19 protein-coding genes and 1 pseudogene are annotated in these 18,487 nt (G+C 44.1%); 18 read left to right on the forward strand and 2 right to left on the reverse strand.

Features of this window, described 5'->3' with window-relative positions:
• Positions 1 to 176 precede the first annotated feature (176 nt).
• The 14 genes and pseudogenes from GJB61_RS28100 (at position 177) to GJB61_RS28165 (ending at position 15,524) form a co-directional block, all read left to right on the forward strand.
• Positions 177 to 4,337, forward strand: coding sequence for a hypothetical protein (locus tag GJB61_RS28100; RefSeq protein ID WP_154122339.1), 4,161 nt, complete (start codon positions 177 to 179; stop codon positions 4,335 to 4,337).
• A 4-nt stretch (positions 4,338 to 4,341) separates the two neighbouring features.
• Positions 4,342 to 4,980, forward strand: a complete 639-nt coding sequence (locus GJB61_RS28105) for a hypothetical protein (protein WP_154122340.1) — start codon at positions 4,342 to 4,344, stop codon at positions 4,978 to 4,980.
• Position 4,981: 1 nt separating this feature from the next.
• Positions 4,982 to 5,962, forward strand: coding sequence for an XkdQ/YqbQ family protein (locus GJB61_RS28110; protein ID WP_154122341.1), 981 nt, complete (start codon positions 4,982 to 4,984; stop codon positions 5,960 to 5,962).
• A 3-nt stretch (positions 5,963 to 5,965) separates the two neighbouring features.
• Positions 5,966 to 6,322: a hypothetical protein gene (locus tag GJB61_RS28115; RefSeq protein ID WP_154122342.1), complete on the forward strand. Its 357-nt coding sequence runs from the start codon at positions 5,966 to 5,968 to the stop codon at positions 6,320 to 6,322.
• Positions 6,297 to 6,737, forward strand: a complete 441-nt coding sequence (locus tag GJB61_RS28120) for a DUF2634 domain-containing protein (protein ID WP_338116174.1) — start codon at positions 6,297 to 6,299, stop codon at positions 6,735 to 6,737. Before GJB61_RS28115 ends, GJB61_RS28120 begins: the two co-directional genes overlap by 26 nt.
• A complete protein-coding gene (locus GJB61_RS28125) occupies positions 6,734 to 7,558 on the forward strand; it encodes a baseplate J/gp47 family protein (protein WP_154122343.1) in 825 nt (274 codons plus the stop codon). Before GJB61_RS28120 ends, GJB61_RS28125 begins: the two co-directional genes overlap by 4 nt.
• Positions 7,555 to 8,097 (forward strand): putative phage tail protein, encoded by a 543-nt coding sequence (locus GJB61_RS28130; RefSeq protein ID WP_154122344.1) that lies wholly within the window; start codon positions 7,555 to 7,557, stop codon positions 8,095 to 8,097. The genes GJB61_RS28125 and GJB61_RS28130 overlap by 4 nt, the downstream gene beginning before the upstream one ends.
• Positions 8,098 to 8,099: 2 nt before the next feature.
• Positions 8,100 to 8,423, forward strand: a complete 324-nt coding sequence (locus GJB61_RS28135; RefSeq protein WP_154122345.1) for a hypothetical protein — start codon at positions 8,100 to 8,102, stop codon at positions 8,421 to 8,423.
• Positions 8,413 to 10,122, forward strand: a complete 1,710-nt coding sequence (locus tag GJB61_RS28140; protein ID WP_154122346.1) for a hypothetical protein — start codon at positions 8,413 to 8,415, stop codon at positions 10,120 to 10,122. Before GJB61_RS28135 ends, GJB61_RS28140 begins: the two co-directional genes overlap by 11 nt.
• A 94-nt stretch (positions 10,123 to 10,216) precedes the next feature.
• Positions 10,217 to 10,726: a phage holin family protein gene (locus GJB61_RS28145; RefSeq protein ID WP_154122347.1), complete on the forward strand. Its 510-nt coding sequence runs from the start codon at positions 10,217 to 10,219 to the stop codon at positions 10,724 to 10,726.
• A gap of 12 nt (positions 10,727 to 10,738) precedes the next feature.
• Positions 10,739 to 11,530, forward strand: a complete 792-nt coding sequence (locus GJB61_RS28150; RefSeq protein WP_338116175.1) for a M15 family metallopeptidase — start codon at positions 10,739 to 10,741, stop codon at positions 11,528 to 11,530.
• Between the two features lie 2 nt (positions 11,531 to 11,532).
• A pseudogene (locus GJB61_RS28155) lies at positions 11,533 to 11,813 on the forward strand (holin).
• Between the two features lie 136 nt (positions 11,814 to 11,949).
• Complete coding sequence (locus GJB61_RS28160; protein WP_154122348.1) at positions 11,950 to 13,536, forward strand: reverse transcriptase domain-containing protein; 1,587 nt, start codon at positions 11,950 to 11,952, stop codon at positions 13,534 to 13,536.
• A 296-nt stretch (positions 13,537 to 13,832) separates the two neighbouring features.
• Positions 13,833 to 15,524: an AAA family ATPase gene (locus tag GJB61_RS28165; protein ID WP_154122349.1), complete on the forward strand. Its 1,692-nt coding sequence runs from the start codon at positions 13,833 to 13,835 to the stop codon at positions 15,522 to 15,524.
• Positions 15,525 to 15,630: 106 nt separating this feature from the next.
• On the opposite strand, the gene GJB61_RS28170 is transcribed toward GJB61_RS28165, so the two are convergent.
• Positions 15,631 to 16,149, reverse strand: a complete 519-nt coding sequence (locus GJB61_RS28170; protein ID WP_154122350.1) for a hypothetical protein — start codon at positions 16,147 to 16,149, stop codon at positions 15,631 to 15,633.
• 209 nt (positions 16,150 to 16,358) lie between these two features.
• Between GJB61_RS28170 and GJB61_RS28175 the strand changes: the two genes are divergently transcribed.
• The 3 genes from GJB61_RS28175 to GJB61_RS28185 all read left to right on the forward strand — a co-directional run bounded on the left by GJB61_RS28175 (position 16,359) and on the right by GJB61_RS28185 (position 17,236).
• The gene (locus tag GJB61_RS28175; protein ID WP_154122351.1) at positions 16,359 to 16,502 is read left to right on the forward strand and encodes a hypothetical protein; all 144 of its coding nucleotides are present in this window, start codon (positions 16,359 to 16,361) and stop codon (positions 16,500 to 16,502) included.
• Positions 16,503 to 16,725: 223 nt separating this feature from the next.
• Positions 16,726 to 17,007: a hypothetical protein gene (locus GJB61_RS28180; RefSeq protein ID WP_154122352.1), complete on the forward strand. Its 282-nt coding sequence runs from the start codon at positions 16,726 to 16,728 to the stop codon at positions 17,005 to 17,007.
• A gap of 10 nt (positions 17,008 to 17,017) precedes the next feature.
• On the forward strand, positions 17,018 to 17,236 hold the full coding sequence (locus tag GJB61_RS28185; protein ID WP_154122353.1) for a hypothetical protein: 219 nt from the start codon (positions 17,018 to 17,020) through the stop codon (positions 17,234 to 17,236).
• Between the two features lie 70 nt (positions 17,237 to 17,306).
• Here GJB61_RS28185 and GJB61_RS28190 read toward each other — a convergent pair whose 3' ends face one another.
• A complete protein-coding gene (locus GJB61_RS28190) occupies positions 17,307 to 17,501 on the reverse strand; it encodes a hypothetical protein (protein ID WP_154122354.1) in 195 nt (64 codons plus the stop codon).
• 124 nt (positions 17,502 to 17,625) lie between these two features.
• Here GJB61_RS28190 and GJB61_RS28195 point away from each other — a divergent pair, with 124 nt between their 5' ends.
• Positions 17,626 to 18,291 (forward strand): hypothetical protein, encoded by a 666-nt coding sequence (locus GJB61_RS28195; RefSeq protein WP_154122355.1) that lies wholly within the window; start codon positions 17,626 to 17,628, stop codon positions 18,289 to 18,291.
• The last annotated feature ends 196 nt before the right edge of the window (positions 18,292 to 18,487 follow it).

Here is an 18,487-nt window from a genome sequence, read left to right on the forward strand (position 1 = left end):
CTCCTTTTGGATCAATCAGAAACGGCTACCATCCGAAGTCTTGCCGTTTGAGGTTGACCGACAGCGGCAATATTATTTTTGCTTGGCCGCCGGCATGATTGCTGAAGAAGAAGCGAAGCGGCTGGCGAAAAAATAGAGCGGGATGGAGGTGAACAACGATAACAGCAAATTCAAAAGTGACGGTCCCGTTCGAAGCGCGGGACCTTATTTCTGGTGCTGTCCGGAATATCCGTACGGCGCTACGCGGAGCAACCGATGATTTATTAGACTTCCGTCGCGCTTCCGGACAGATGGGAGATAACCTAGTCTCCGATCTGCGAAGATCGCGGAGTGCAGCCGATGATTTAGGTGGCCGTATCAGTGATGCTGCAGATGAAACGCGTAGGCTGAGCCGGGTCAATGTGGATGATGTCTTTCGGCGCGCCCGTAATGGTGCGGACGAACTTCGCCGATCGACATCCAGGGCGGATTCTGAAATCAGAGCCATGCGGGACCCGAAGATTCATCTTCGCGCACAGGATGATGTGAGTCCGGTTCTGGATGGGATCTCTTCCAAGATGACGACCATTGCGGCGACTGCTGGAGCCATGCTGCTTGGGGGTGGACTGAAGGACGCCATGTTTGGTGGTGCAATTGATTATAATACCGAGGCTTCACGCAGTGCGGCTCTATTACCGGCTGATGCGCGCGCGAAAGGTCTTCAAACGGTCAATGCGTTACATGCCCAAGGAATCATTCCATCTCAAACCGAAGGCGCCAAGCAATTAGCCGACTTAGCTCCTTTGGTAAGGGATAAATCGCAAACAAGTGAATTTCTAGGTACTTCCGCAAAAATGCAATTTATCCGTCCAGATTCCGGAGCCGAGGAAATTAACCGCGCTCTAGCACAGTCGGCAGATACCTTTAAAGAAACGTACGGCTCCGTCGCAGATAGCATGATGTACGCCTATAAAGAGGTTGGGGATCGACAGCAAGACTTGTTCGATACCTTCTGGGAATATAGTGGTTACTTCAAAAACACCGGAGCCAATTCGGGTCAAATGGCTAACTTCTTAACCCAAAGTGTGAAGGAAGGTAGCTTTAACTTTGACAAGCCTGCCGATTTCATTAAAGAGACGTTCGGTGTTAAAGCGTTGGACTCTGGAGACATGGAGAAGTATTTCACGCTGCGTGGTGCGGGTAAAACAGAAGCAGCCAAGCAGGCGGCTACATTTACTGGAGATATTAACTCCGGTGAAGATCAGCGTGCGAAAGGTGCGCTCATGGCTTTGGTCGCCGACTTAGCCAGTCAAACACAAAGCGAGCTGAAAGCGTCCCTGGTCTCACTTGGGTCTGCAACAGCGGAAGATAACGGTAGTGCAGTTTTAAAAACCTTCCAGGTTCCTTTTCAGCAGGCTCCTTCAGGGATAGCCGGCACTATGGATGGAATGATCAAAGCCCAACAAGATGCGAATCCCATGCAAGATGTGATCCAAACACGGGCGTTAATGGATCAGCAGATGCAAGAGGTAGGGGCCAACCTGACTACAGCTGTTCTGCCGGTAATGAAAGAGTTTAACAAGTTGCTTACCGAAAATAAGGACGAGATACAGGCATTGGGTACAACCGTGGGTGGGTTCATTAGTGGGATCACCAGTATTTATAATGATCACTTTACTGCCATCAATACAGGCTTAGCGTTGCTACTTGGTACGGTTGGTGTTGTGAAAACGGCCAAAACGATAAATAAAGGCTATACCGGAGCGAAAGGTGTTTATAACGGAGCAAAGAATTGGCTGGGGCGTAATCGTTCAATAGGTACGATATCCCCAATTGAAGAAGTAGGGACTTCAAAGAGCCGCGGTTTTATCCTTCGTCGGGGAAGTGCTGGAAACACGGGCGGGGCATTAGGGCTGAGCTCTATTTCATCGATGACTGTTAACGCGGGTATCGTGTATGTTAACGAATCCGGAGGTAGTCTTGGAGGACAAAGCGGGAGCAGAGGCAAGAAGACCAGCCGACGCGGACGAAGCAGCAGCGCTGGAACATTAAGTCGTACCACAAGGAGTGGTCGTACTACAACTGGAGGGTCGATCAGCGCTCGGCGAGGTACACGAACCACCAACTTGCCAGATGTCGATGCCATTCCGGATGTAACTGCAAGCCGCGTTCGGGTCACTGCTCGAAATACGACACGACTCCGCGGTACTTCATCCATTCCAGATGTCATTCCAGATCTTCCTGCTCGTGGTGGACTGAAAAGTCTTAAAGGTGTGTTTAAAGGTGGCAAGAAGGCTTTAAAAGCAGCAGGCATAGTGGGTACCGTGGCCGGTATTGGGATGACCGGATATGATCTGTATCAGGCATCTAAAGATGATGGCCTTAGATCCGGTGTATCTTCAATGGGGGGTTCGATGGTAGGCGGCACTGCTGGTGGGATTGTCGGTGGACTTGTGGGAACTCTGGCAGGTCCTATTGGTACGGCAGTCGGTGCTGCAGCAGGTGGTTGGGTCGGCGAAAAACTGGGATCAATGGCCGATAATGCTGGCTGGACTAAAAAAGCTGTAGATGGTGTGTACTCGATCGGTAATTGGATCACCGGCAAGAAAAAAGAAGAGCCAGCCGAGGTATCGACCACGCCACCCGAATCCAAAGTTACGTTTGGCACGATGACGCCGGACCAAGAAAAGAAACTGAAGGAGACATTTGGTGTCTTTAGTTCTGATATTGCTAAGAACGGATTGCTGTCAGCCGTTAGCAGTGCTGTTGAAAAAAGTGGAGTCAAGCAAACGGTAAGTACGGTTAAAGAAGATATTTCAGGCATGTGGAAGAGCACGGAGTCAACCTCGGCGCAGCAAAATGTTCTAGCGGTTGGAACAGCTGCTAAGAAAACGTCTATTCAGGCCCAACTACTCGGAGCGACTACGAAAACGAGTACCAATGGGATCGTGAAAGGAACGGCTTTAGCTGGAGCTGGCATGCTTGGGATCGGGACTGCAGTGAAGACGGCGACCGATGAGACAAAGCAGCATTTGCTTTCCATTCAATCGGTCACAAGTCAGAGTGAGAGCTGGGGGAGTAATTTTATTTCTCGAATCACCGCAGGCATGAGAAGTAGATACCCATTATTGTCTGCTGTAGTCTCTGACATCGGCAATGCATTCAAACGACTGATTACATCGGGACCGGCTGCGACGTTGAATACTTCGTCGCAACATTCCAGCGGCAGTGCAGCCTATGCCAACGGCGGTGTCATTAATCGCCCTCACCTCGGTTTAGTTGGTGAAGCAGGACCCGAAGCGATTATTCCTCTCTCTGCCGGACGTCGCAAGCGCGGTGTAGAGTTATGGGAGCAGGCAGGGGAGCGGCTTGGCGTTCGAGCGTATGCTAACGGTGGTATCGTAGGCGCGCAACCCCTTCGGGCCAATGCCTATAAAGCCAAGTCGTACATTGATGATAATAACGATAACATCGGATACGGGGCCGGCTACGCAGAAGGGATTCATGGCTCACTCGAAATGGTCAAGAAACAGGGCGTTAAACGATATAGCAAAGCGATGAGCAGAGCCAGCAGTCTTTCCGATGCTTACAAGATTCGAGCATCAGGGCATCAACTTCGTAGACAGGCCTTAAAGATGCGAAAGTTTGCTAAAGCCAGTAAAGTGCTCGGGAAAGTGGTTCGCCCATTGGGTTATGCCATGGACGCCTGGGATATTGCTTTTGCTAAGAAAGGGAAGCGTGGACGTCAGGCAGCTAAAATTGTCGGTGGTGCTGCTGGGGGTGCTCTGGGCGGCGCAGCCACGGGTGCCTTGTTAGGAACCTTCCTGTTGCCGGGTGTAGGGACTGCGATTGGCGGTGCCGTTGGGGGTCTCATTGGTACAATGGGCGGCGAGAAGGTCGGTGCAAAATTATATGATGGAATCTCTGGATTCTTTGGACGACGGAAGAAACGAAAGAAGAAAAAGTATGCAGATGGCGGCCTGATCAGTGATCCGCATATGGGTCTGGTTGGTGAAGCCGGTCCAGAGATGATCATACCCTTATCTGCTCAGCGTAGAGGTAGAGGGATGGCGCTTTGGGAGCAAGCCGGGAGTTTGCTTGGGGCTCGGCCGTATGCAAATGGTGGGGCTGTAGGCATGAGGTCCGCGAGCATGCCGGTGACTAAGACGCTGAGCCAGGCTCCTGCAGCCATGCGGGATATTGTGATTGAGAATATCAATATTGATTTCGGTGAATTAGCCAAGGGGATCACGAATTTTGCGGAGTTTGCGAAGATGTTAACCAGTCCTCAAGGCCGTTCTGTATTTCGTAAGATATTCGGAGAAGAATTGTACAAAGCATTGGAAAGCGGAGGGTGATTCGATGTTGACCATGATCCGTGACAAAAACCGTTTCACCTTCCCGATTACACCAGCAGAGATCCAGATTACATCTAGTAATGAAGTTGAAACTTTCACGGTGATTACCGGAGAAGAGAAGACAGGTAAGAGACTCACTTCAAAATTGAAGCGGGTCTCTTTTTCTGTGATCTTCCCGCGTGCCTGGGAGGAACTTTGGGAGACCGGAAAAGAAACGGTTATCTATCAATCCCCGGAGCAGGCTTGGAAGCTGATGGAGGAATGGAAAGCCAAGCCGGTGGTCATTAACTTTGAATCTTTGTTTTCCCAAACCATGTGGTTTGAAAGTATGGAGGGAACGTATAAAGACGGTCAGGCGAATCTGCACTTGACCTTTAATTTCGTGGAGTTTGATCCGGTCAAGATTGTTTCTTATTCTAACACGAAGCAGTTGCTGAAGCCTGGCGTAATCATTACCAAGTCATCCAAGAGCCGCCCCAACACTACCGGGAAGACGGATAAGAAGAACAATACGGTCAAGAGTGAGAAAGTGAAAAAGGCTGAAGCGAAAACAGCAGCTGCTAACGCTAAAGGAGATTTTGATTATCTGGCTCAGAAAGAACGGATCTTGGATAAGAACAATAGTGTAAAGGGCGCGAGATAGGATGGATAACTTTGCGATCGTTTATGGCAAAGACAGTAATCGGCAAATATTAACTGATGCCACTGTTGAAATGTCCTGGTCCTCTGCACGAGATGAGGTTTTTCGAAGTGCGACCGTTCGATTGCGGGACACATCTGATATCAAGGTGGCCGGCATGCTGATGTGTTTTTCACTGCAGTTAGCTGGAGTGGGAGTGCTTCATCATAAAAATCAATTCTTCCATGGGCCGATCATCAAGTATGAGCAAAATGAATTTACGAACGAATGGGAGATTGAAGCCCGAGAGATTGGCTGGTATCTGGCTAAGAACAAGGGAGCTCGTCCGTATCTCAAGGGGGAAGCGGGTGCGGAGTTGCAGCGGTATATCAAAACGACGGGTATTGACTTCCGTTGTCCGGCATTCGGTTTCACTCTGGACGAGCGCTACGGCACCATGACCCATTCAGAGCTAATCTTGGACGTACTTCAAAAAGCATATGAGCGAAGCGGCTATCGGTACCATGTGGATGTTGTCCGGACGGATACTGGTTTTTATCTGCAGGTCGTTCGCGAGGGTACAAATACTCGTGTTCCGGTGTTTATTCCGGAGCAGATGGAAGCCAGCACCGCCGGATTTACCATCGAGGAGACCTATACGGTCGTGACTGCTCAAAAATATAAGGATGATGTACTCGCCTCATCGGTAACGAAGACGGCAGCCGGTGCAGTACAGGCCATGGGGCGGATGGAAGAAATCATTGAGGTTGAAGAGGATGAAGATCCTGACACCCTTGCTACACAACGTCTTAAGGCCTTATCGGTTGCCAAACAAATTAAGAAGATCACGGTCAAGCATGAGGATCATACGCTTGCGGGGCTACGGGCTGGATGGATGGTGCTGATCAAGACGGATCATACGTCCAAGTGGATTGTAGAGTCAGCAGACTCCAGCTTTAAGAATGGTCTGTACACAGTGAAGCTTGAGTTGGAAAGGAGGGAATAGCTATTGTTGAATGATGCGTTAAAGCTATTGAGAGAAAAGACCTCGGGTCACATCGATGCCCGTGACACGGAGCGCGCTACGTTATTGAGCTGGCCGGGAAATCCTCAGATCGAAGTGGACGGAGATCCAGAGCCATATCCTGCAGATAAGTTGGTCTTTGCAGAGTATCTACAGGATCGACGAATCGATGCAGTATTTGAGATCACGCAGCCGCAGAACTCCACGTTAACCGGTATTCTAGTGATTCCTAGTCCTTTACAAACGGGTGATCGGCTCATTGTTTCACGGCTTACGGGTCAGCGCTATTACGTGCTCGGAAAGGAAGTGAGCAGCGGTGGCGGAGGAAAGCTTATTTCCTGATCTGGATCTTTCAGATCTCAATGAAATAGAGCTGACGGAATCGGTGGTATCGGAAACAAAATGGACCTATATGATCGACTACCGCAACCGTCGAGCCATTTTAAACGATGAAGGCTATCCCCAGAAGACCAGTACCTATGCGGAGTATCTGGTTCAGACCGCACTTAAGATTTTGAACACCGAACGCTTTCGTTATGTACTGTATGGCGAAGAAGTCGGAGTCGAACGGTCGGAGTGGTCCTCTTGGGAAAATGTAGAGATCAAGCGAGATATGGAAGAAGCATTGACGGCTCATATGGAGATTGTGCGGGCTGAGGTGAAATCGATAGAACGGGACGGACAAGAAATGTACTTGAAGATAGCGATCACAGGATTAGCTGGAATAGTGGAACTGGAGGAGGCAGTTAGCTTATGACTATCAAATTAACGGATCTTCCGGCCTTGCCAAGCATGCCCATTCTGCAAGAAACGCCGGAGGAGATTTATCGGCGTTGGGTTAACCGAGCGATTACCTTGGCTCAAGAGAGAGGATTGCCGCCCCCACCAACGGATGAAGGCGAGTATTTTTATGATCTTTGGTATCCCTTGGCTCAGGAGATCGCCGAACAACAGGCGTTATGGACCTATGGATTTATCCAAGCGTTTCCGATTTGGGCAGATGAAGAGTTTTTAGATGCGCATGGTTGGTCGGATGGTATTGTCCGTAAAGAAGGAGAGGACGACGACACCTATCGACTGCGCATGCTAGATCGAGCCTATACCGAAGAAGGTAGTGGTAGAGAACGGGATTATGAAACTTGGGCGCTGGAAATTGAGGGTGTAGGCGGCGTTATCGCACGTGAGAAAGAGCGGCATGATAACAGCATTGATCTGTATCTTACAGATATGAGTGGACAACCAGTGACGCCAACCTTCGCCCTGCAGGTCAAAGAACTGATGTGGGATACCAAACGGATAGCCGGACATGACCTGGATACACATCCAGCGCCAGTGTTCGTCGTTCAATTAAAAGCACACCTTATGACAAGTGTTGCGTTAGATGGGTTGGCAGCAACAATCCGGGAGCGGGTGCTAGATTACGGAGAGGGCAGGTCTAAGCTTATTTACAACTATGTGGCAGCTCTACTGCTAATCCCAGGTGTTGAAGATTACGACACCTTCACACTGAACGGTGGAGTAGAAGATATTGAACTCCCAGTCACCTCTGTTCTGCAGGTTGAGGTGATTCTCTCATGATTCCACTTCGTTATCGGCAGATGCTACCGCCCTATTGGTATGAAATCGATATGGCGGATCGTCACTTCTCCGTGATGGAAAAGGAAATGTCTGAGCGAGAGCAAACGATTGAGGATCTGGGCAATCAGTTTATACTGCAGCGAACCACTTGGGCGCTGTCCGTATGGGAGTGGATCTACTTCCGGCAGAATCAAACAGGTACGGCAGAACAGCGAAGAGAGGCGATCCGACGCAAAAAGTGGGCAAATCGTTCGTTTATGCTGCCACTTTTACGGCTAACCGCGAATAAACACGGTTTGTTACTGGGGATCACTGAAGATTTTCTGAATAAAGAGATCCATTTTGAATTTTCGGTGAATCAGCCCGTGAACATGGTGGCGTTGGAATCGGATTTCGAATATATCCGGCCGGTTCACATTCGCAAAGCGGTGTTCAGTTCTAAGATCCCAGAACAGATCATTAACGTTCAAGGTTTCGGTTATTCACATCGGGTGGATTTCCCCATTTGCGGCTTTGAAGTTCCCTTTGGAGGAGGTTAAGGATGTCAGAGGTTATAAAGCCATTGTTGCTTGATAAGCTGGTTAGCGATTTAAGCGGACATGTCACAAGTGCGCGGGTGAATATAAACGGTGAGGAAGCAGCCTATCCGATTTTTAATACCGTCATTTCCGGATTAAGCGTTCGGAAGTATGTGTATATCACCGAGACCCAAGCGATCGGGAAAACGCTATTAGGAGCTTCCTTGCTGGATGCAGACGGTAATCTATTAGCAGATCAACCCCTTAATGTGATCAAAAATGATAAGGGGTTTTTGATTGTCTTTGAATTTGTTTTGAGATTGGAGGTGAGTTCAGGTGGCGTATAACAAACAGATCTGGAAAGACGAGATTCCTGACCTGAGCAGGCCCATCAAGGACGCGTCTGGAAAACAAAAGACAGACCCCCAGACCGGGCGTCCACTCTATGAGTTGATACAAGAAGGGACACGAATCACTTCCGAACGACTCAATCATTTAGAGGACGGTGTCGAGAATGGGCAGGGGCAACTTGAAGTGTTATCTGAGGAAGTCGATACTCATGTCAGTGACGTCAGTCGGCATCTGACAGCAGCCGAGAGGGTAACTTGGAATGCTAGGGAAACGCAGGCAGGTGCTCAGCAAAAAGCGGATGCCTCTCTTGCTTCAGCCAAGTCCTATGCAGATACCCAACTGCTGACCAAGGCAGATAAGAACAGTATTTACTCCAAAATGGAGACCGATCAGCGGATTGAAGCTGTTGTCGGCGCTGCACCGGATGCGCTTGATACGCTGAAGGAAATCGGCGATGCGCTGAATAATGATCCGAATTTTGCGGCAACGGTAATAAATGCTTTGGCGCTTAAACTTAATATATCGTCTTATACGGCTGCTGACGTATTGGCTAAGCTATTGACAGTAGATACTGATGACAGCGGTTTGAATGCTTCAACATTGCAAAGTAAAACGCTTGCGCAAATTGTTCAAGGTACTCTATCTTTTGCCGTAACTACCGGGACTGCAACAGCATATATTGCTGCCCTAACTCCAGCCCTAGCGGCGCTGAACGCAGGGATACGCCTATCATTTAAAGCGCACGTAGCGTCGGGTGATAATCCTACGCTTAATGCAAATGGTTTAGGAGCGAGGCCGATTAGAAAACCTAACGGCCTTGCCGCTAAACTCACACTAAACGGAGTGTATACGGTTGTGTACGATGGAACGGATTTTATATTACAGGGTGAGGGAGGTGAATATGGAACGGCGATTGATAGTGACGTTGTTGCGGGCAAAACAATAGGGACTGATAACGGATTAGTTCCTGGAACGCTTATAGATCGACGGGCAACTGATACTATTCCGGGAGAAGGTACGGCTTATCTAGGGAACGGTCAGCTTGCTATTTATGTACCCACTGGAGCGTATGAATCTGAACAGCGCGTAACTGCGGTAGATACCGATTTCATACCCGCTAATTTTCGAGCTGACAAGGAAACTTTTGGTATGCAGGGTTCTTTACCTGTTATAACCAATGGTGGCGACCCCGCAATAGGAGTCGGACAATGGCCAGATGGTGCGCTAGCTGTTTACCCCGCTGAGGGCTACCGGAAAGGGGGACCGGGAGCTGGAGAAATAAAAGTTTCACCGGCCCAATTGCAAGCTGCTTATCCTAGTTTGTTGGCTTCCAATGTTAAAAGAGGCGTACCTCTAGCGGGCCTAGTAGGTACCATGCCAGAATATCACGAACAGTATGTGTTTGTTACCGTTCCAGCGGGTACATCGGTAGCTGTAGATAGTAACAGTACCGGATTAACATTTTCTGATTTCAGAGGGGCATATATGAATCGTGTCGGATCATTGACCGCAGACGATGCTTTAACCGTCTTTAGTGGAGGATGGAGAAAGGTACAGCCGACTAGTGCTAATCTCCGTTTCGCTGATTATTCTTTCACACTTTCAGGAGGAAAAGTTATTCATGTCTCGCTTAATGTTATAAATCAATCCGCCACGAATTTTAATGTTTATGTCACATTCTTTGGACTTGTATAATAATAATTTAGTACCTGCTTCTCCATTTATAGAGAAGCCCAGCCCTGAGCCGATCAGGGCTATTTTTATGCCAATTAGAGAGGGGAGCAAAGGAATGCTCAATCATATCAAAAATATTTTTACAACGATTTACACGGCAGCTATTGGATCAGGATTTCGAGAGATTGCGACAGGCTTATCGTCGGCTTTGATTGGATTGCTTGCCATGACTGCAGGCTGGCTGGGCGGGTACGACAAACCATTGCAATTTCTTATCGTGCTTATGCTGGCGGACTATTTAAGCGGGGTAGCTGGAGCGTTTAAGACCAAGACAGTCAGCAGCGACATAATGTTTTGGGGCGGTATTCGTAAGATAACCGTTCTTTTTGTTGTAGGCCTGGCCGCACTGGTGGACGATTGGGTGCAGCCTGGAGCACCGGTGTTCAGAATGGTTGCAATATTATTTTATGCCGGCCGGGAGGGGTTGAGCGTCGTAGAGAATTTTGGGGTTATTGGTGTGCCGTGGCCGCAACAGATGCAAGATTTTTTGCTGCAACTCAGTCAAGATAAGACTAAAAACAACCCGGCTAAACCGGAGCATCCAGACAATGACCAATCAGCATAAGGAGGGGCAAACGTGTCATTAACATTAGAACAAGTAAAAGCCAAGTCCGCGTCCAAACTGAGCGGGCTTCTTTCGGCTGATCGGACCGCTGCTGAAGCTCTCATAGAATTTGCCTATGCTCACGGCGTACCGATCGTTATTACCCAAGGGTTGCGGACCATCCCTGAACAAGATGGTCTGTACGCCCAAGGACGCACCACAAAAGGGCTGATCGTTACCAATGCCAAAGGAGGATATTCCTATCACAATTTTGGAGTGGCTATCGACTTTGCCTTGCTGCTGCCAGATGGCGGTGTAAGCTGGGACACCAAACGAGACGGTGACGGTGACGGCATCGCTGATTGGGATGAGGTTGTTGCAGATGCCAAGCGTCTCGGTTGGGAGTGGGGAGGGGACTGGACGAGTTTTAAAGATATGCCTCACCTGCAAATGACCTTTAAGCTGAGTACGGCAGATTATCGTGCAGGTAAACGTCCAACACAGTCGCAGTTGGATACGTTGATTGCAAAAATAAAAAAAATGAAGGGTGAGGATGAAGAAATGACAGCGGAGGAAAAGAAAGATTTTGAAGCATTGAAGATACTCATTAAGGCGCAGGTAGAGGTGACGTCAACTTTGTCTAACCGGATCGCGGAGCTGGAGGACAAGCAAAAGCTGTCAGAGATCCCCGCGTGGGCGCTCAAGTCCTGCGAATCCGCTAAGGCTGCAGGCGTACTGGATGCCACCGCAAACGGGAGCTACGACTTTTACCGGATGGTGACGATTTTGGACCGCGTAGGAGTGTTTGAGAAAGGGGTTAAATAACAATGGAAAAGGAAGTATTGAATACTGTTCTGGCCTTCGCCTCGGTGCTGGCTGTTTTTGTGTTGGCTATTGTGCAACTGGTCAAGAATACTGCCAATGTATCAAAGAACCTCTTACCCCTCATTGGGCTGGCTATTGGCTTGCTGGTGGGAGCTGTAGCATATCCCTTTACTGATCTTAACCTTACGTTGCGACTCTGGTCAGGAGGGTTGGCGGGGTTGGGTTGTCTGCTACTGGACTGTTCGAGTTGGCGTTCAACAAGCGTGGAGCTAGTACCAAATAGTAGATATACAATATTAAACAAATAATGATATAATCACCTCACGCTTTACGAGTGTTGTTGAAAATTATCGGTTGAGGGGTTTTGATTGCTTCGACTTTCAAAGCCTCTCGATAATAATAGGGAAGAGGAAGATTCAATGCTGAAACTAAATGGGAGATCGTTAGATTGGTCCTTGAAACATATAAACAAATTCAATGATTCTTACGTTTTCCCTAGGCCTTTTGAGTTTGAAGCAATCACTGAGTTTTGGGATGATGTAAAAAAGAACCTTTTAGAATTCGATGTGTATTCAAAAGGAATTAGACAATATAGAACAACCATTACACCTAAAAGTAGTGTGGGCTTTAGAATTTGCACACAGTTGGACCCTCTTGACTCAATTATGTATAACGCAATAATTTATGAGATCCATAAAGAAATTGAGAGTGCAAGAGTACCAGCTAATCTCGATATCGTGTTTTCTTTTAGGTTAAATCCCACGAGTGATGGGGGATTATATGATCCCAATTATAACTGGAATACATATAACGAAAAAGCTAAAGAAATATTGGAATTAGAGGATGAGTATAGTTATGTAGTTATGACAGACATTACTGATTTTTACCCTAGTATATACTTACATAACATTGAAACCTACCTAAGAGAAAGTGTAAAAGATAGTGGGAAAAGTACGCATGCGGAAACCTTAATAGATATGATTAAGGCAATGCATCTTAATCAAACACATAAGGGTTTACCTATAGGACCTCAATTTAGTCGACCAATTGCAGAATTAATTTTACACGAAATAGATCAACTTCTTATTGACAATGATATAAGATTCATTCGTTATGTAGATGACTACAGACTATTTTGTAAAACGGAAACTGAATCGTATAGATCCTTAGCTTTCTTAGCTCAAAATCTATACGATGTCTTAAACTTGAAATTAAATGAACAAAAAACAAAGATAATGACCAAAGAGAAATTTAAAGAATCTCAGTTGTATATGTTTATAGAAAGAGAAAATGATAGAGTTGTTAAGGAACTTTATGAACTTTTTGATAAGCTTGGAATAAGCAGAGACTACGAGGATATTGATGATTATGAACTTGATGAAATAGAGTTGGCAAGGGTTAGAGAACTTAACATATTAGAATTATTGGAGGAAGAACTTAAGAAAGATGAGATTGATCTCCGGTTTGTAAAGTTTTTAATTGGTAATCTAGCGCGATTTGATAATACTGAAGTTGCAAAAATAATTTTGAAAGAAGAAAACATGAGGAAGATCTTCCCTATACTTGGTAAGATTATAAACCATTTAGAAAAAGTAAGGTCATTTAATGAAATACAGAAGCATGGGATCGGAGAAATGGTCATCGGACTTCTAAGTAATAGTTTTATGAGCGAATTGGAATATAATAGATCTTGGCTTTTGTATTTATTTTCTAAGAGTGATGAATGGAATAATCAAAGTTTTTTTTCTGTTTTGTTAAAGAAGTATGAAGACAGTTTTACAAAGAGAAAATTGATACTGAATTTGGGGAGAGCGAATAACAAAAGTTATTTTAGGACTAATAAGCTCACATTTATTTCTGATCCTTGGGTTAAAAGAGCTTTTTTAGCTGCGATTAGTTGTCTACCGAAAAATGAGAGAGATCCTTATTATAAATCACAAAATTCAATTGAACACGATTTTTTAAATGAAATTGTGGAAAAGTGGGCCATAAAACACCCTTTTTAGATGATGAGAGATAGTTTGTTTGTGTAGTACATATAAAGTCCTTAACAGTGGATTTTTACAGCGGCCCTTTCCCAAATGCGTATATATGTAGACCAAATCGATGAGGATAAACTAGATTGTATTGTAGATTATGTTGGGCGGTCCAGAAATGGACACCCAGGTTTGTTAAACTTTCAGATGTATATTACAAGCGGAAGGCTTTGAGTTTCGTGTGCACCAGCAGAAGACTAATTACTGAGATGAAATACACGTTAACAAATAAGCGGAAAAGTAATTACACATAAGGTGGGAGTAAGTTGCTAGAGAATATTGAGATTAAAAGATTTAAGCATTTGGACAACATCGATATTAGCTTAGGGAGTATGAATTTGTTTGTGGGATCAAACAATGCTGGCAAGAGTAGCGTATTACAAGCAATTCAGTTTGCAATTTCAGCTGCTCAAACTACCACTTTAGAGCCGAATTATAGATGGGATAATAATATATTATCAACATCAGTAGCTCCTACACAGCTAGTATACACACCCTTAAGGGATGTATCGGCATTAGCACCTGGAGGGATTTTGAAAGAAGCTCGTGATCAAGCTATAAGTGTTACTTTTGTGGAAGAAAATGGTGAGTCAACTAATGTCATTGTTGGTAAGGGACGTAATAAAAATCTTACTGTACGTATAACCGGTCAAAGTCTAGGCGAAAGATTACAAAATATAGAAACGCCATATAGTATTTATGTTCCTGGTTTGGCAGGTATACCTGCTACTGAGGAATACAAAACCCCGGGCATTATAAGAAAAGCTGCCGCTAAGGGAGACGCAAATAATGTATTTCGCAATATATTATGGTTGTTAAAACAGGATGATCAAAACTGGGGCCGCTTCATGTCAGATCTAACCAGAATCTTTCCAAATTTGAAATTAGATGTGAAGTTTAATCCTGAAAGAGATGAGAGCATTAATGCAATTGCTAAATATGGAACTCAAGATCTTCCTATTGATGGAGTTGGAACGGGAGTCTTGCAGGCAGTTCAAATTTTAAGCTATGTAAATCTATATAGACCTAAAATGCTAATTTTAGATGAACCAGACTCACATCTACACCCAAATAACCAAAGAAGGCTTGCCAAAGTTTTACTTGAATTAGCGGAAGAAAGAGATGTTCAGATCCTATTATCAACTCACTCCAGACATTTAATAGATGAATTATCGGACTATAGTAAAATGCATTGGATTCGTGAAGGGAAAATTGTTCTGGAAGATAATTATGATAACGTAAATGTTCTTATGGATATCGGGGCACTCGATAAAGGTGACCGGCTTTTACAAGGTAACATTAAGTATGTTTTTCTAACTGAAGACTCTGAAACCGAAGGTGTCCGTGCATTATTAGAATCATCAGGTTTTAATTTAGATGATGTAGACATTTGGTCTTATAAAGGGTGTTCAAAAGTTGAAATAGCTCTCGTTTTGAATTCATTTATTAGAAAACACGCACCTGCTACGAAAGTTATTCTTCATCGTGATAGAGATTATCTAAGTGACTTAGAAATAGAAAATTTTAAAAGGACGATTGAAAACGATGATATTCACTGCTTTATAACAGAAGGAACAGATATAGAATCTCATTTTCTAAACGCCGAACATATAAATCAGATATATCCGAATATTACAGTAAGTAATGCAGAAGAGATTATCAGTAGTTCTACAGAAGAAGTACAGGCAAAAACAATAGAAAAATTCATTAATTCTCGAACTACTCTTGAAATTAGGAGAGTTGGTGGTAAAGACATTAACGCCGGTAAAATATCAGCAGAAGCACACGCTCTTTATAGTGCAGAGAAAACAAGATATAGACATGGAAAAAAAGTTTTAGGTTGTGTGAAAACGAAATTGCATCCATTAGTTGGTGGTAAAGTTAATATTCTTATCCCAACTCATTTTGTTAAGAATGAATTCTTAAATGGTTTATTGGAGCATACAGAAGTCAACTGATGGAAATCTATTTATCTTATGCAATGAAAGTACCCCCCTCAAAAAACATAGTGGTCTACAGGTGAGGCGGACATAGCAAAGCCCCGAGGGATTTTCGGGGCCATTGTTATTTTATAATTTCAAACTCAACGTCTCTAATATCTTTAAGTCCTGTTTGAGCAACGCCTTTCTGTGAAAGAGCCAGCTTTCCTGTAGCGATCGCTTCTCCTACACCTGGCCTTTGAATATATACGAATACACACTCTGCACCATTTTTCTTTTCCATTGCCAGCAGACGAGAGTTATCGACAAGAGCACGTAACTGGCCCTCATCCGTAGCTTCTGTAGATAAGGTTAAATACCACATACCAGCCTTTGATAAGTTATCTTCAACAATTTCATATGCTGGAACCTCCGCAGTTGCTAACTCTGCAGAACCTTCTGCAAGGGTAGTTGAAGTCGCCTCTACGGCTGGTTCAACTGTTGGTTGAACAGCAACATCTACAAAAACCTTCTGAACTGTCTCCGTTGTAGCGGCTGGCTCAGCCTGATCGGTATTATTGTCCTCATTGTTGACGATCCCAATGATTCCAGCGATTAAGATAATAATCCAAAACCACCACTTCTTATATATCGGCTTCTTCATGATGCTCCCCCTAAAAATGATAATTATTAACAAATTTACTCTATCAGTTACAGGTAAATATTACTATGGATTTTTTAGGACTCGCAAAAATAATTCGGAAAGGAATCTGGGCAAGGCGTTGCATTTAAAGTTAAAGCGGGAAAAAAAAGTCGGCGTACTAATTGGATTTAAAAGCAACGCTGATAAGGTTGTAGAGGGGACCTATATAATTGCTGATAAATCTGGGCAATCTTGGCCACTGGGAAATTAAACAGCAGTACCTAACAGACAACAAAATTGTACTCCCTTCAGGAGTAACAGAGCTTTATGTAACGTTTGAAGGTCCGGCAGGAAAAAATCATCTGGTTATGTAATATGGGATGAAAGCTGGTTAGAAAATTAGAGGAAATAAATTAATCTCACGCTAACCTTAATTGGTCAGGTGGATTTTTGTGTTTAGGAAAATTTTCCTTATCAGTGCTATAGACTTCATATACATAATGTTCCAAATCAACTATATTGATAATATACAAATTGGAAGTACCGATACCCTGCATAATGATGGGTTTTTAATAATAACTAAACGGGAGAAATGTAATGAAGAAAAAATATATAGCCATGCTCATAGTTTTGTTTGTCTTAAGTCTACTATGTATACAACCTGGGTACGTTGAGGCTGATAATGGTGTCGTTATTAGTAGCGAAACAAAAGATAGGCTAACACAACAATACGGGCTTGATAAACCAGAAACATCAAGCTGGAGCGGAGTAGATGTTGGAGTAAGTAGTTCGGTTCAGTTATTTATAATAGTAAGTAAGGTGATTGTTAATCCTTATGTTTTTGTGATCCAAGAGTTTATACATAGTTTGATTGATTAGGGAGATGGCAATGAGTACTACATATAAAGTCCTAGATAACGATATAGACTTTCTAGCGGCAGCCTTATCACAATCTAAGGTATCAGTCTGGTTTCGACTGGAGGATGATCCAGAAGGTCATATGATGGATTATGGTGGTCTAGTTGAAGGGTATTCGACTGAGACCATCAAGATTTCAGGGGGGCGGTTTGTCCGTGAAAGATTTGAATTTAGAGTATACATAAAATAACCCGCCGGTGGTTTGCCTGACGGGCTTCCTTCTGTTAATTGATAAACTCTGTAAATACTGCCTGAACTCTTTATGGAAAATCAATTACTCTCATAACATGCACGATATCCTCGTAAGGAATAAATGTTATTCCATCCTCATTCCGCAGCTTAACCTTCGCTTGCATAGAAGTTTTCTCAGGAGTCCCCATTAAAACCTCACCATCTTTTGTATGTATACTTACAACTTGCTCCTTTTCCATCGCTATTTTCAGTTCTTTTAGCATATATCAACTTCCTTCCTATAATTATTTTCCCGGAATTGATAAAAAAATATGATTCATATTAACTATTTCGGATAAAAATACGATAAATTAATAGAAGGGAAAAAAATACAATGGGAGGAATATTATGAAATTTAAAAAAGTTACTTTGATGGCATTAGCAACACTATTGTTAGGAGGAACAGTTGCCTATGGGGCAACTAATGAAGTAAAGGCAGTTTTTACCAATCTGAAGTACAAAGTGAGCGGTGTTGCATGGACACCATCTGCAAAGAACTCACCAAAGCCAGTGATTATTAATGGTTCTACTTACATACCTATAAGCGTGATTACAGAAGCAACCAAAACAAACATAGCTGTTGACAAGGTATCCAATACATTGATAATCGGAGAACGTGCTAATTCGACACCTCTTAATAAAGAGTCTATAAAATTTAAGAGTAGAGTAGGATATTCTCAAAATCCAGCATATACCATCTTCGATGATAAGAATTACGAAGAGGTAATTGCAGCACCAGGTATTAGCTACGATGCTGAAGCTACCTTTTATCCAAATAAAAAATACCAGACTTTAACAATCAATGCCTTTGTTATTGGAGACAAGGGAGATACTGCTGAAATCCATCTAGTTAATAGTGCTACAAATGAGGAACTTAAAACTATCATGCTGGAACCTGATACAGGAATTACATCAACGGAAGTTAACGTAGCAGGTGTTTCAGAAATAGCTGTAAGATTTAAATCTTTTGATGGTGTAGATTTTGTTGTTCTGCCGACATCTCAATATAAGTGAGTTTAAAGGGACGGTTTATCCGTAAGTGATTTAAATTTAGCATATACAAAAAAAACCGTCGGGTTATGCCGAGGCCACTGAAAAAGTCCTTCAGGATCTCAAATAGACATTCTCCTCATTTTTTTGAGGAGAATGTCTATCTTTTTCGGTATACTTAAAGTATCAAATCAAAGGCTGGTGGTCTCCATGCTCCCTG

It is taken from the genome of Paenibacillus monticola (genome assembly GCF_009664975.1).
GTDB lineage: Bacteria > Bacillota > Bacilli > Paenibacillales > Paenibacillaceae > Paenibacillus_AQ > Paenibacillus_AQ monticola.

Coding starts and splice junctions, on each gene's coding strand:
- GJB61_RS28195 (WP_154122355.1), top strand. CDS start 17,626: ATGAAATTTAAAAAAGTTACTTTGATGGCATTAGCAACACTATTGTTA.
- GJB61_RS28160 (WP_154122348.1), top strand. CDS start 11,950: ATGCTGAAACTAAATGGGAGATCGTTAGATTGGTCCTTGAAACATATA.
- GJB61_RS28105 (WP_154122340.1), top strand. CDS start 4,342: ATGTTGACCATGATCCGTGACAAAAACCGTTTCACCTTCCCGATTACA.
- GJB61_RS28130 (WP_154122344.1), top strand. CDS start 7,555: ATGATTCCACTTCGTTATCGGCAGATGCTACCGCCCTATTGGTATGAA.
- GJB61_RS28110 (WP_154122341.1), top strand. CDS start 4,982: ATGGATAACTTTGCGATCGTTTATGGCAAAGACAGTAATCGGCAAATA.
- GJB61_RS28180 (WP_154122352.1), top strand. CDS start 16,726: ATGAAGAAAAAATATATAGCCATGCTCATAGTTTTGTTTGTCTTAAGT.
- GJB61_RS28145 (WP_154122347.1), top strand. CDS start 10,217: ATGCTCAATCATATCAAAAATATTTTTACAACGATTTACACGGCAGCT.
- GJB61_RS28170 (WP_154122350.1), bottom strand. CDS start 16,149: ATGAAGAAGCCGATATATAAGAAGTGGTGGTTTTGGATTATTATCTTA.
- GJB61_RS28190 (WP_154122354.1), bottom strand. CDS start 17,501: ATGCTAAAAGAACTGAAAATAGCGATGGAAAAGGAGCAAGTTGTAAGT.
- GJB61_RS28125 (WP_154122343.1), top strand. CDS start 6,734: ATGACTATCAAATTAACGGATCTTCCGGCCTTGCCAAGCATGCCCATT.
- GJB61_RS28185 (WP_154122353.1), top strand. CDS start 17,018: ATGAGTACTACATATAAAGTCCTAGATAACGATATAGACTTTCTAGCG.
- GJB61_RS28135 (WP_154122345.1), top strand. CDS start 8,100: ATGTCAGAGGTTATAAAGCCATTGTTGCTTGATAAGCTGGTTAGCGAT.